A 14,658-nucleotide genomic window follows, 5' to 3' on the forward strand; every position below is an offset into this window, starting at 1 on the left:
TTTCTTAATAATTGTTTTAATTTGACATTTCAAGTTTATCGAGCTTAAATGCCGAGTGAACCTTTTGCATAGCATTATCTGACATATTGTCCTCAATAATACATGAAATTTTAATTTCTGAAGTACTTATCATTTCAATATTAATTCCAAGTTCATAAAGTGTTCCAAAGAGTTTTGAGGCTACTTCAGCACTACCAGCTATACCAGTACCTACTATTGAGAGTTTATTTACATTGTCTTTTATTAAAACTTTTCCGCCCTCAATTTCCTTGCAAAATTCATTAGAAATCTCTTTTCCATTTTCTAAATCTTCTAAGGATAGTGTATAAGAGATATCATTTGAATTCTCGTGATTTAAGTTTTGAATAATCATATCGATATTAATATTATTGTCAGCAAGTTTTTTAAATAATTTAAAGGCAACACCAGGTTTATCAGGAACATTTGCGACTGTGATTCTTGCTATATTTTTATCTATTGTTACTCCTCTAATTAATACTTTTTCCATATTTGTATTCACCTCTATAATTTTAGTTCCTTCATTATCATTAAAACTTGATTTTACTACTAATGGAACATTATGTCTTCTAGCAAGTTCTACAGAACGTGGATGTAATACACTAGCGCCAAGTTTTGCGAGTTCAAGCATTTCATCATAACTTATTTCTTTCATTTTTTGAGCCTTTGGAACTTTTCTTGGATCACTTGAATATACCCCGTCCACATCTGTATAAATTTCGCATAGCTTTGCATTAGTTGCAGCAGCAATTGCAACAGAGCTTGTGTCACTTCCGCCTCTTCCGAGTGTAGTTATATTTCCATCAAAAGTAATGCCTTGAAAACCTGCAACAATAACAATTTTATCACTTTTAAGTTCATTAAAAATTCTACTAGGGTCTATCCTATTTATTCTTGCTTTCTTATGATTTTGATCTGTATATATACCAGACATAGCTCCTGTAAGAGAAACAACTTTTTCTCCAAGGCTTTCAATTGCCATAGCAAGAAGTGCAATTGAAATTTGTTCGCCAGTAGAAAGGAGCATATCCATTTCTCTTGATGAAGGTGAAGTATTAATTTCCTTTGCCTTTTCAATTAGTGAATTTGTTGTATTGCCCATAGCCGATACGACAACTACCATTTTATTGCCTTTATTTTTATATTTTACAATTCTATTTGCAACATTTTTAATTCTTTTAGCGTCTCCCATAGAAGTACCGCCATATTTTTGAACAATTATATTATTCACAGTTCACCTCCATATAATTATTGTTTTTCAGATATATTTTTTAGCTCTACTCCATCTTTACAAACTTCTAATGTTTTAACTAACCAATTTGTTTTGTATTTATCAAGATGATTTTTAATAAGCTTTTTATTTTTTTCAGCAGTGTTTGTTTTATCAAGTGAAATTAAAGTTGGACCCGCTCCGCTAATATAATAACCTAAAGACTTAATTGAATCTAAATATTCAAAAATATTTTGTCCATTTTCAATTAAGTCTAATCTATAAGGTTGATGAATTCTGTCTTTTAGAGCGTATTTAATTATGCTAATTTCATTATTATTTAAAGCACTAATTAGAAGTGCAACTCTAGAGATATTGAAAATACAATCTTCTTTAGAATAGGAAGAGGGAAGAACACTTCTTGCTTTTTCTGTGCTTAATTTAAAATCCGGAATTAAAACATTAAAAACTATTTCATTTGGAATATAAGTTTTAGAATAAATAACAGAATTTTCAAGTAATGCTGAAGAAATTAAATTGCCAAAAATAGCTGGAGCTACATTGTCGGGGTGCCCTTCAAGCTCAGTGGCAATTTCTAGTATTTTATCTTTTTCAAACTTAAAATCCATTAAGAAAAAAGCAGCATATACTCCAAGCACAATTGATGCCGCACTACTTCCGAGACCTCTAGATATTGGAATATCCATTTGTTCTGAAACAATATGATATCCAGAAGATATATTAAATTTATCCATTGTATATTCAAGCGCAGTTAATATTAAATTTTTTTCTTTTGATAGAGTAATTCCAGTATTACCCCAATCAAAAATTTTACTATCGGATTTTTCTACTGTTATTTCATTGAATAAGTTTAGGGCTATCCCAATAGAATCAAATCCTGGACCAATATTTGCAGTAGTTGCAGGTACTTTTATTGTAAACATTATTCTAGTATTACCTTTTCTAATACATCATAGTCATTTTCATAAACTTTTAAGTCACGACTTAATGAAATCGCTACATCTGGATCTTTAAGCCCATTACCAGTTAATACGCACACAACTGTAGATCCTTCTTTTATTTTTCCGCTTTCATATGCAAATTTTAAACCAGCAATTGAAATACATGAAGCAGGTTCTGCAAAAATACCTTCACTTCTTGCAAGCAATTTATAGGCTTCCATTATTTTTTCATCACTTCTTTTATCAATATATCCATCAGATTCTTCAAGAGCGTTTACTGCTTTGTCCCAGCTAGCAGGATTTCCTATACGAATTGCAGTTGCAATTGTCTCAGGATTTTTAATAACTTTATTATCAACAATTGGAGCTGAAAGAGCTGCTTGAAATCCATACATTTTAGGAAGTTTTGAAGATTTATTTAAATCTCTGTATTCTTTAAAGCCTTTCCAATATGCTGTTATATTTCCAGCGTTACCGACTGGAATAAACAAATAATCTGGAGCATCACCAATTTGATCAATTAATTCAAAGGCAGCTGTTTTTTGTCCTTCTATTCTATAAGGGTTAATTGAATTAACCATAGTAATTGGATTATTTTCACTAACTTTTTTTACAATATCAAGTGCATCATCAAAGTTTCCTTTGATTGGGATAATTTTAGCTCCATAGGCTATTGCTTGTGCTAATTTACCAAGAGCTATTTTATTGTCTGGTATAATTACAACACACTTAATTCCTGCCTTTGCAGCAAAAGCCGCAGCTGATGCTGAAGTGTTTCCTGTTGAAGCACAAATAACTGCTTTTGAACCGCTTTCAACGGCTTTAGTAACAGCCATAGTCATACCTCTATCTTTAAAAGATCCAGTAGGGTTAAGACCATCATATTTTAAGTAAATTTTTATGCCTTTAAATATTTTTTCAAGATTAGTCGCTCTTATTAGAGGAGTATTTCCTTCAGAGAGAGATATGATTTTTGTATCTTCATTTACAGGTAAATATTTTTTATATTCATTGATTAAGCCTTTCCACATAGTATTACCACCTTTTATTTTATTTGTTAAATATTTATATTATTTATCTTATAACTTAGTATTTTAAACTCTCGATTACCCATATTTAGAATTCTATTCATAAATTAAAAAATACTTTGTTACTTTAACAGAGATATTTTTTAAATTTTCGATTTTTTCAAGCAACTCATCTTCAGTAAATTCACTTACAGTAATATAAAGTGATTTGTTATCACCTGATTTATCAATAGTAATAGGAAGATTACTGAATTCATCTAGAATTTGAGAAGTTGTTTCATCTGGAAAATTAGTATCTATTCTAAGTACCCATTTAGATTTTAGAGGAAAATTTTTAATAAAATTAAAATCACTTGATAGTTTAATATTACTGTTGTCGACTTGATTTTGCATAATTGCAATTAAATCACCAAATATTGAACTTGCAGTTGGATATTTTCCAGCACCTTTACCATAGAACATTAAATTTCCAACTGAGTCACCATCGATTACAACTCCATTAAATTCATTGTCAATTTTTCCTATCGATGAACTTCTATGGACGAACACAGGTCTTACAGACAAATACACATCACCATCGTTTTGTTTTGATATAGCAAGCAATTTAATCTTGTGTTTTTTTGATTTGGCGTTTGTAATATCATTTAAGTTAATATCAGTAATACCAATAGTTTTGATTTTTTTCCAATCTATTTTTTTTGAATAAGCTAAAGAAGAAAGAATTGAAATTTTTCTACTTGCATCAAGTCCTTCGACATCAGATGTTGGATCTGATTCTGCAAAACCAGCGTCTTGCGCCAACTTTAATGCTTCAAAGTATCCCATATTCTCATCGTACATTTTTGAAAGAATAAAATTTGTTGTACCATTAATGATTGCAGCAATTGATTCGATATTATTTCCACCTAGGCATTCTTTAAGTGGTTTAAGAATGGGAATTCCTCCCCCCACACTAGCTTCAAACATTAGACTAACATTGTTATGCTTTGCAATATTCATTAATTCTTCGCCGTATTCTGCAATTAAGTCTTTATTTGCAGTTATAACATGCTTAGAATGTTCAAGAAAATATTTTACATACTCATAAGCAGGGTGTAAACCACCCATTACTTCGATTACGATGTCAGGAGAAGCATTTTTTATTACATCAATTGAGTTTGTAAAAAGATTAAATTCATTATGAGATGAATACTTTTTTAAGTTTGATACAAGAATCAAATTTAGTTTTAAATCTATATTGTATTTATTTTTAATATCTTCTAAATTTTTTTCAATTATTTCATATACCCCTGAACCTACAGTACCATATCCTAGTAGAGCTATTGATTTCATATATTACCTCCAAATGTTATTCCATCGCTATTAAATCTAACCTTTTAACTCCTTCTAAGTCTTTTAATATTTCAAGTAAATCGTAAAAAGTACAGTTGATATTACTAATGTCAAATGTAATGGTAGCATTTGCAATACCTTTTATAGGAGAATCTTGGCTAATAGTAAGAACATTTCCATTATTATTTGCTATTATTTTTAAAAAGTTTGAAAGTACACCCGATTCATGTGATAAGAGAAGTGAAATTGTGACTTTTTTGCCAATAGCACCTTCTTTTAAAGTAAATACATGATCATTGTACTTATAATAAGTACTTCTGCTTATACCAACTTTTTTAGCAGCTTCTGTAATTCCTTTTACTGCTCCTGTTTTTATAAGTTCTTTTGCTTCAATAACTTTAACGAAAACTTCTGGAAGCACATCAATACTAATTACTAGATATTTGTTTTTATCCATCTCATCACCTCTGTGTTTGAATGACGTACATTTGTACGCTAATAGAAAACTTAAAGTGATTATAGCACATAAAAAATATACAATCAATAGAAATCACAAAAGTATATTTGAAAGAGTGCTTATTAAGTGATAAACTAATAAATGTGCTAAATGACCTAAACATAAAAATGTAAAGAGGTGGAGTAGTGAAAAAAGTCAATGAAACTTATGGAAATGAAAGTATTTCTTCATTAAAGGGTGCTGATAGGGTTAGGAAAAGACCATCTGTTATTTTTGGTTCTGACGGACTTGATGGATCAAAGCATTCATTTTTCGAAATATTATCAAATTCTATTGATGAAGCTCGTGAAGGATATGGAAAAGAAATTACAATAATCAAACATAAGGATTTTTCTATTACGATAATTGATAATGGTAGAGGAGTTCCTGTTGATTACAATAACAGTGAAAAAAAATATAACTGGGAACTTGTGTTTTGCGAATTATATGCGGGTGGAAAATATAAGAATAATGATGGTGAAAACTATGAATATTCACTTGGATTAAATGGGCTTGGAACATGTGCTACTCAATATAGCTCTGAATATATGGACGTTGAAGTTTTTAGAGATGGATATAAATATTCATTGCATTTCGAAAAAGGTGAAAATATTGGTGGTTTAATAAAAGAGAAATTTGATTATAAAAAAACAGGTACTATACATAAATGGAAACCTGATCTTGATGTATTTACTGATATTGATATTCCAATTGAGCATTTTATGGATGTTCTAAAAAGGCAGTCAATTGTAAATAGTGGTTTGAAATTTGTTTTGATTGATGAAAATACTGAAATTACGCATGAATATATTTATGAAAATGGAATAAAAGATTATTTAGAAGAAATTAATAATGAGAAGAATTTTACTGATGTTTTGTTCTTTTCAAAAGAAGGAAGAGGAAAAGATAGAGAAGATAAATCTGAATATAAAGTAAAGGTTGAGATTGCGTTTTCTTTTAATAACGAAGTTAACCTTTTAGAATATTATCATAATTCAAGTTATCTTGAATATGGTGGTTCTCCGGATAAAGCAGTTAAACAAGCTTTTATTTATGAAATTGATAAATATATAAAGAGGGAAAATAAATATACTAAAAATGAAAAGAAAATTAGTTTTATTGATATACAAGATAGTTTAGTGCTTGTAACAAATTCTTTTTCAACTGTAACAAGTTATGAAAATCAAACAAAAAAAGCGATCACAAATAAATTTATACAAGAATTTATGTCTTCATTCATTAAATCAAAATTAGAAATATTTTTTATAGAGAATAAAGATGTTGCAGATAAAATTATTAATCAAGTATTAATTAATAAAAGAAGTAGGGAAAAGGCTGAAAAAACAAGACTTAATCTAAAGAAAACACTTGGCGGAAAACTTGATGTTACAAATAGAGTTAAGAAATTTGTTGATTGCAGAACAAAAGAAACTGAGAAAAGAGAAATTTATGTCGTGGAAGGTGATTCTGCTTTAGGTGCATGTAAACTTGCAAGAGACTCTGAGTTTCAAGCTATTATGCCCGTAAGAGGTAAAATTTTAAATTGTTTGAAAGCTGATTATGATAAAATTTTTAAAAGTGAAATAATTATAGATTTATTGAAAGTTTTAGGATGTGGAGTTGAAATTAAAACTAAACATAATAAAGACTTAGAAACATTCAATTTAGATAATCTTAGGTGGGATAAAGTTATTATATGTACGGATGCAGATGTTGATGGTTTTCAAATTAGAACGCTAATTTTAACTATGTTTCAAAGATTAACACCTTCGCTTATTAATAACAATAAAATATTTATTGCAGAAACACCTCTTTTTGAAATAACATCAGGTAAAAAAACACATTTTGCTTATAGTGAAAAAGAAAAACAGGATATATTATCAAAATTAAAGGGGAAATACACAATTCAACGTTCGAAAGGACTTGGTGAAAATGAGCCGGATATGATGTGGGAGACAACAATGTGCCCAACGAGTAGAAGACTAATTGAAGTAGAACCTGAAAATGAAGAAGATACTATGAATATGTTTAATATACTCTTAGGTGACAATTTAAGCGGAAGAAAAGAATTTATTGCTGATAATGGTGAAAAATATATAGAGCAGATTGATATAAGTTAGGGGGTATATAGTGGCTAAAATTGAGAAACAAAGAATAACAGAAACCTTAGAAAAAAATTATATGCCTTATGCAATGAGTGTAATTGTATCTAGAGCTATTCCTGAAATAGATGGCTTTAAACCTTCGCATAGAAAATTATTATATACTATGTTTAAAATGAAGCTTATTACTTCGAATAAAACAAAATCAGCAAATGTAGTAGGGCAAACAATGAAGCTTAATCCACATGGAGATCAAGCAATTTATGCTACCATGGTTAGACTTACAAGAGGACACGATGCACTTCTTCATCCTTATGTAGATTCAAAGGGTAACTTTGGAAAAACAACATCAAGAGATATGAAGTTTGCGGCATCAAGATATACTGAAGTTAAATTAGATTCGATTTGCAGTGAGATTTTTAAAGATATTGAAAAAAATACAGTTGAATTTGTAGATAATTATGATGGAGAGTTAAAAGAACCGACTCTTTTACCGACTACGTTTCCAAATATTCTAGTAAGTCCAAACAAAGGAATAGCAGTAGGTATGGCTAGTAGTTTTTGTTCATTTAATCTTGAAGAAATATGCCTTTCTACAATAGAATATATTAAGAATCCAAATTTTGATATAATGACTACTTTAAAAGGTCCTGATTTTTCAACAGGTGCTTCGCTTATTTATAATGAAGAAGATATAAGAAAAATCTATGATACAGGACTAGGTTCATTTAAACTCAGATCAAAATACAAGTACGTAAAAAAAGAAAATTGTTTAGAAATATATGAAATTCCATATACAACAACAACTGAGGCGATTATTGATAAAATTGTAGAGTTAGTTAAGAATGGCAAAGTAAAAGAAATATCAGACATAAGAGATGAAACGGATTTAGGTGGTCTTAAAATTACAATTGATCTAAAGAGAAATGTTAATCCAGATGAGTTTATGATAAAACTTTACAGATACACTCCACTTGAGGATACGTTTTCATGCAATTTTAATTTACTTATAGAAAGTAGACCTAAAGTTCTTGGAGTGAAAAATATTTTAAATGAATGGCTTAAGTTTAGAACAAAATCAATAAAAGGACAAGTTTCATTTGATATAAAAAATTTATCGGATAAATTACATTTACTATATGGACTTAAAACTGTAGTGCTCGATATAGACAAAGCAATTAGTATTATTAGAAAAACTGAAAGTGATGATAAAGTAGTTCCAAATTTAATTAATTACTTTAAAATAGATGAAATACAAGCAAATTATGTTGCAGATATAAAATTAAGAAACCTAAATAAAAATTACGTATTAAAACGAATTAGCGAAATAGCAGAGTTAGAAGCTGAAATTAAAGATTTAAATGATATTTTACAAAACAAGAATAGAATAAATAAAATTATAATTTCAGATTTAAAAAGAGTAATAAAGAAACATAAAAGACCTAGAAGGACAGAAATTGTAGGACATGATACAATTGATATTCATACACCTAAAAATGAAATTGATGATTATAATTTAAAAGTATTTTTTACAGCACACTCATATTTGAAGAAAATTTCTTTAGTTTCTCTCAGAGCAAGCAATAATCAAAAATTAAAACAAGATGATTATATTGTTCAAGAATTTGAAAGTAGTAATAAAAGTGATATTCTTTTCTTTTCAAATGAATGTAACTGTTATAAATCAAAGCTTTACGAATTACCTGACCATAAAGCAAGTAGTTTAGGTGTTTATGTACCTAATGTTCACGATATGAATGAAAGTGAAAAAGCTATATTTACTGTAGTTACAAATAACTATGAGGGTCATTTATTATTCATTTTTGAAAATGGTAAAATAGCAAGAGTACCACTTAAATCGTATGAAACAAAAACAAATAGAAAAAGACTTGTAAAAGCTTATTCAAATGATTCAAAATTAATTAGAATTTTATATATTAAAGAAGATATAGATATAGTCTTATCAAGATCATTCAAGGGAATTGAATATCATATTATGCTTGTAAATACGTCACTTATTCCAGAAAAAGCTACAAAATCAACAAAAGGTGTTCAGGTTTTAAGGCTTAAAAAGGGCAGTAAACTTTCTAAAGTATTTTTAAAAGATGAAATAGTTCTTGAGGAAATAGATCATTATAGACAAAAGAAAATACCAATGGCGGGTAAATCCATTGATAGCATGACAATTATGATGAGTAAATTAGTTTTATAGAAAAAAGCTTATATGCTGTACTTTTTAGCTATGCTAAAAGTATGGTGTATAAGCTTTTTAATTATTTAGGAAATGATGATGAAGTTTTAGATTTGGAGATATTATGAGTTTGAGGAGTAGTAGTTTTAATTAAAAAATAATGAACTAATACCAATTAAAGATGAAATTAATATGGCACATCCTAATATCAATTCGAGTATTCTAAATCTTTTTCCTCCACTTTTAGAAATTGGTTTACCTAAAATAAAGTACAGAGAAACTCCAATTGTGAAGACATTGTTAAAATACTCATAGAGTGTATGATTTATTCTAGTTATTGAGCTTATTACCACTAATAATAGTAGCATAAAAACAATCATAGCAAAAGGATTATTCCAATTGATTTTCCAAAATTTATCAGTTATTATTGAAGTATCTGGAATTTTATTTTCGATTTTCTTGAATATATCTTCTAAATTTTCAAAACCATATAAAGTTATTGATTTTTTTTTGTATTTAATTTTGATATATTCAATTTTTTTGGAAGGAAGTTTAATGACCTTAATTTTTGTAATATCCTCGAAATTAAATTCTTCTACATATTTTCCACCATATCTTTTAATAGCAGTATCGGTAAACTCAATTTTGTTCGATTTGATTTTTTTTAGCATAATTTTTGATACAACAATAAGTTCAATTACTAAAAAAATAGAAATGCCTGAAAGTATAAGTATAAATTTTGATGACTTAATTATAGTGGAATTTCCAAAACCAATCACTGCTGAAAGCATAATCAAAATTGGCATCATAATTGTCAGTGTTAACATAGTACGTTTTTTTAACTTAATAAAATTTTCTGAAATTGAATATGTTGTTTCCATAATAACCTCGCTTTTTAAAATATAAAATAATATCCTTGATGATGAAATTGCAACTATCTCCAAGAATTATTAAACAATAACCTTGCGCTGTGCCCATAAACCTCCTCTTACATGATTTTTTAAAACTTCAATTGATATATTATACGAATTGAGTTAAATAAAGGAATATTACATTTTAATACAATTTAATCTCTATAAAACAAATTATAATGTTTTTTTTTTTGAAATTGCAACAATATTTATATTTTTGGTAAAAAAAACGACATACTTGGTAATAATTCGGTTGATTGAAAAAAATTAGTTTTTTGTTATACGATTAAAAATTTTTAATTCTTCTTTCTAAATAAATATGTAATCAACTTTTCTATTCCTATTTTTTTAGCAATATTATTAACTGTTATCATCCAAAATTTTATTATTATTTTGTATATAACGAATATCAATAGTTGGCACCAATAAATTTAAAAGTCTCAATAATTCAACTAATCGATATATGAAAATGAAAAACAGACCATATACTGAAAGAATTTCAAGGTATGGTCTGTTTTTCATTATTTTTAAAGTTACAATAATCAAATATATTTTGAGATATCATTTAACATAAACATTTCAAAATCTATTCGAATTCAATCCTTAATATTATTACTCTAATTTTTCTTTATTCAATTTATATTTACATTAGCCACAAAAATTAACTAAGTTCACTGTATTTAGATAAAAAACTGTTCAACATATCTTTTGCTTTATCTAGTCCTTCATTTGTATTTGATTCTATATTTATAGGCATAACAGGATCATGTAATGACATTCTAAGTAGGAGCCATCCTTTTCCTTCATCGAAATCGAAATTAACTCTAACTCCTTCATAATTAGGTTTAACTATCTCTAAATCAGAATCATTTAAAGCGAATTTTTCAAATTCATCTAAAACAGCTTGTCCGTATTCTAAAAAATCTTTAGACTTAATTTTGAGCCTAATTTCCTCGTCATAACTAACTTCTTCTAAATCAGAAATCAAATCAGAAATTGTCATATTGTTTTCTTTAAGTCTTGAAGCTTCTATCAATATTTTAGTTATTATATAAGCACCATCATCTAAAAAATAATTTTCTTTAAATGCACCATGGCCAGAAGTTTCAATTGCAAGCGAACTATGAATATTTTCTTTATTAAGCTCGATTGATTTATTAATTACATTTTTATAACCTCTTTTAAATCTTAAGTGACTTCCACCTAAATTTTCAATAAATCTACTTAAGCCTACCGAAGTAACAGAGTCAGTTACTATAGTTGTTTTAGGGAATTCTCTTAAAGTTATAGCGCTCATTAATGCTATAAGTTTATTTCTATTAATTGAATTTCCACTTTTATCAACAATTGCTGCCCTATCAACATCTGTGTCAAATATTATGCCTAAGTCTGCTTTTGAATTTAATGTAGCTTGGATAACTGAATTCATAGCGTCTTTATCTTCAGGATTTGGAATATGATTTGGAAAACTACCATCAGGTTCTAAAAATTGACTTCCATTTGTATTAGCTCCAAGTTTCTCTAAAACTTTTTCAGCAAAAAATCCACCTGCTCCGTTACCAGCATCAACAAGTATTTTAAAATTCATTAGCGGGTAATCATAATTTGTTTTTGAGTTAACTTCTTTTTTTATAATATTGCATAAGTAATCAGAATATTTATCAAGTACAGGATAATAATTTTCGCTTTGGTGTTTTTTAAATTCAAATTCTTTCTCAATAGAAAGAATTTCAGATATATCTTTTTTATCTAGTCCACCTACATTTGTAAAAAATTTCATTCCATTTCTATTATAAGGTAGGTGACTTGCAGTTATCATTATTGCACCATCTGCTTTAATATCATCAAATATTGTTGTCATAAACATGGAAGGAGTTGATGCAATTTTGCAGTCATATGGAATTGCTTTTGACTCAATAATTCCTGATAAAATACCTTCTTTAATAACATCACCAGTAAGTCTAGAATCATTTCCAACTGTAATAATAAGTTCGTTCTTTGGCTTATTAACTTTTTGAGAAAGCCAATTTACAAATGATATTGCAATATTATAGCTTTCATTTTTAGTAAAATTTATTTTTTCGTCTTTATAACCATCTAGAGCAATACCTCTAATATCTGATCCGTTTTGTAAAATTTTATAATTTTGCATAATTTTCTCCTCATATATATTGCAAATGTATTTGATTTCATAATATTTTAACATTTTTTTTGCTTATAAGGAATAAAAAAGTGTATCATTATAATATATTAAATTATTTTGATTATTAGCATATATATTGTTCTAATTAATTTGCTATGTTCATAAAATTGTAACAAAAAAAATGTATAATAGTATAGATATAATTAAGGTGGTGTTAAGTTGAATAAAAACCATAGAATAATGAATAAAGAATTTATTATTAAAAAAAGACATAAATTATCAAATCAAATGATTATTGCGATTACACTTACTTTAGCACTGGTACTTATTTTTTTTACTGTGCAAATTTCAAAAAATATTAAGGAATCTGAAAAAGAATCATTTAATTCAAGAGTAAAATCAGTTAATAGCTATTTTAACTTAAGTATTAATAGATTGGTAGACAATGTTGAAAGTCTTAAAATAAATTTTAATATTGCCAAAACTTTATATAAAGTTGATAGTGATGAATTTATAAAGTTTTTATCAAAATCTACCAATTTTAATAATAACACTGTTTCTGGATATTCTATTTTAGACTTGCATACAAAAAAAGTTGATACAAGATATACCCTAAAATTAAATTTACTAAATAATAATGTAATATATAATATTATTAATGAATCAAACAAATTATCTGCTAATAATACAGAATTTTATGTAGATAAAATATATAATAAATTTTATATACTATCAAAAGTTGATAATGAAAAAATGATAATAATAGCCATTAATGATGATTTTTTCTCACCGTTTTTTTTAAATAATACCAGTAATAAATCTGAATTTGGAATTATTTCTAATACAGGTATTTTAATTTCTGATATTAATGGTAAAGTTGGTCTTAAAACAATATATGATTTGGACTTGGATAAAAAGAAAATTGATAAGATTTTGTTAGATGTTAAAAATGGGAAATATAAGGATGATATTAATATTTCTTCTTTAGATTTTAGAAAGAATAGCGTTGGATATTTTTTTATGCCAATATATTTAGAAAAATGGAATAGTACTTGGTTAATATTTGCAAAAGAAAATTATTCAGAATTAAATAGTAGAAGTAATGCAATAACAAAAATGATATCTATTAGTGGCTTTTTTCTGTTTATGGTGCTTGCAGTATTTATAAGAGTTTTTATTAATAAATCGTTAAAACCGCTTGATAATATATCAGATGTTATGGAAGAATTTTCAAAAGGAAATTATAATGCTAGAGTGACTGCAATTCCTAAAAATGAAATTAAAACAATAGGATATAATCTAAATGGTCTTTTAGATACCATGAATAAAGATCGAAATGAACTACTAGTAAAAAACAAGGAGATTTCAGAATTACTTTCAGAAGTTGAAGAATTAGTTCAAGAAAATAATAGGATATATTATGAAACCATAAAAACTCTTGCTAAAACAATAGATGCAAAAGATGAATATACAGGTGGACATTGTGAGAGAGTTACAAAATATTCTTTATTAATAGCGCAAAAAATGGATTTATCAAGTGAATCAATAAAAAATCTTACTTATGGTGCTATGCTTCATGATATAGGTAAAATTGGAATAAGTGAAAATATAATAACTAAAAAAGGAAGGCTAACTGACTTAGAGTATTTAGAAATTAAGAGGCACCCATATTTAGGTTATGACATTATAAACGATATTAATTTTTTAAGTGAAGCGAGCTTAATTGCTCTTGAACATCATGAAAGAGTAGACGGAAAAGGATATCCTGATGGAAAAAGCGGAGATCAGATAAAAATAGAATCTAAAATTGTGATGGTGGCCGATTCTTTTGATGCGATGACTACAAATAGATCATATAGAAATGCCTTAAAACTTGAAGACGCTATGAATGAATTAATAAATAATAAAGGTAGTCAGTTTGATTCTGTGGTAGTTGATGCTTTTATTGAATTAATAAAGATAGGTAAAATAGATTTGACAAAATAAGATCAATTATTTATAATCACATTACAAAGGCATTGAAGAGAAGAGTACTTACTTATGATAACTTTAGAGAGCCCTACTTGGTGGAAATGGGTGTTGGATTATTAAGGAAACAAGTCTTAGAGCTGCATTGTGGATCAAAAGGTGATGCAATGACGTGTGTTCGCGTTATAGGACTAGAGTATATTGACATTTGCTAGGCTTTAAAATAGGGTGGTACCGCGTATAATAGATATTACGCCCCTACAGTTTTTAAACTGTAGGGGCTTTTTAAATTGAGAA

The 14,658-nt window shown here is 27.5% G+C and carries 10 protein-coding genes and 1 other annotated feature; of the genes, 3 read left to right on the forward strand and 7 right to left on the reverse strand.

The window, feature by feature from the left end:
• Window positions 1-16: 16 nt before the first annotated feature.
• The 5 genes from AACH12_RS05175 to AACH12_RS05195 form a co-directional block, all read right to left on the reverse strand.
• On the reverse strand, window positions 17-1,249 hold the full coding sequence (locus AACH12_RS05175) for an aspartate kinase (RefSeq protein ID WP_338536995.1): 1,233 nt from the start codon (window positions 1,247-1,249) through the stop codon (window positions 17-19).
• Between the two features lie 17 nt (window positions 1,250-1,266).
• Window positions 1,267-2,172 (reverse strand): homoserine kinase, encoded by a 906-nt coding sequence (gene thrB, locus AACH12_RS05180; RefSeq protein WP_338536996.1) that lies wholly within the window; start codon window positions 2,170-2,172, stop codon window positions 1,267-1,269.
• The gene (gene thrC / locus AACH12_RS05185) at window positions 2,172-3,221 is read right to left on the reverse strand and encodes a threonine synthase (protein WP_338536997.1); all 1,050 of its coding nucleotides are present in this window, start codon (window positions 3,219-3,221) and stop codon (window positions 2,172-2,174) included. Before thrC ends, thrB begins: the two co-directional genes overlap by 1 nt.
• 93 nt (window positions 3,222-3,314) lie before the next feature.
• A complete protein-coding gene (locus AACH12_RS05190) occupies window positions 3,315-4,550 on the reverse strand; it encodes a homoserine dehydrogenase (protein ID WP_338536998.1) in 1,236 nt (411 codons plus the stop codon).
• 16 nt (window positions 4,551-4,566) lie between these two features.
• A complete protein-coding gene (locus AACH12_RS05195; protein ID WP_338536999.1) occupies window positions 4,567-5,007 on the reverse strand; it encodes an ACT domain-containing protein in 441 nt (146 codons plus the stop codon).
• 185 nt (window positions 5,008-5,192) lie between these two features.
• Between AACH12_RS05195 and AACH12_RS05200 the strand changes: the two genes are divergently transcribed.
• Together AACH12_RS05200 and AACH12_RS05205 are read left to right on the forward strand one after the other, a co-directional pair.
• Complete coding sequence (locus AACH12_RS05200) at window positions 5,193-7,166, forward strand: DNA gyrase/topoisomerase IV subunit B (protein WP_338537000.1); 1,974 nt, start codon at window positions 5,193-5,195, stop codon at window positions 7,164-7,166.
• A 10-nt stretch (window positions 7,167-7,176) separates the two neighbouring features.
• The gene (locus tag AACH12_RS05205; protein WP_338537001.1) at window positions 7,177-9,360 is read left to right on the forward strand and encodes a DNA gyrase/topoisomerase IV subunit A; all 2,184 of its coding nucleotides are present in this window, start codon (window positions 7,177-7,179) and stop codon (window positions 9,358-9,360) included.
• A 125-nt stretch (window positions 9,361-9,485) separates the two neighbouring features.
• Here AACH12_RS05205 and AACH12_RS05210 read toward each other — a convergent pair whose 3' ends face one another.
• Window positions 9,486-10,220: a hypothetical protein gene (locus AACH12_RS05210; RefSeq protein WP_338537002.1), complete on the reverse strand. Its 735-nt coding sequence runs from the start codon at window positions 10,218-10,220 to the stop codon at window positions 9,486-9,488.
• Window positions 10,221-10,911: 691 nt separating this feature from the next.
• Window positions 10,912-12,402, reverse strand: a complete 1,491-nt coding sequence (locus AACH12_RS05215) for a phosphohexomutase domain-containing protein (protein WP_338537003.1) — start codon at window positions 12,400-12,402, stop codon at window positions 10,912-10,914.
• Window positions 12,403-12,633: 231 nt separating this feature from the next.
• Here AACH12_RS05215 and AACH12_RS05220 point away from each other — a divergent pair, with 231 nt between their 5' ends.
• A complete protein-coding gene (locus tag AACH12_RS05220) occupies window positions 12,634-14,379 on the forward strand; it encodes an HD domain-containing phosphohydrolase (RefSeq protein WP_338537004.1) in 1,746 nt (581 codons plus the stop codon).
• Between the two features lie 23 nt (window positions 14,380-14,402).
• Window positions 14,403-14,624: a binding site (T-box leader), on the forward strand.
• The last annotated feature ends 34 nt before the right edge of the window (window positions 14,625-14,658 follow it).

The sequence above is a fragment of the Helicovermis profundi genome (genome assembly GCF_033097505.1).
Lineage (GTDB): Bacteria > Bacillota > Clostridia > Peptostreptococcales > Acidaminobacteraceae > Helicovermis > Helicovermis profundi.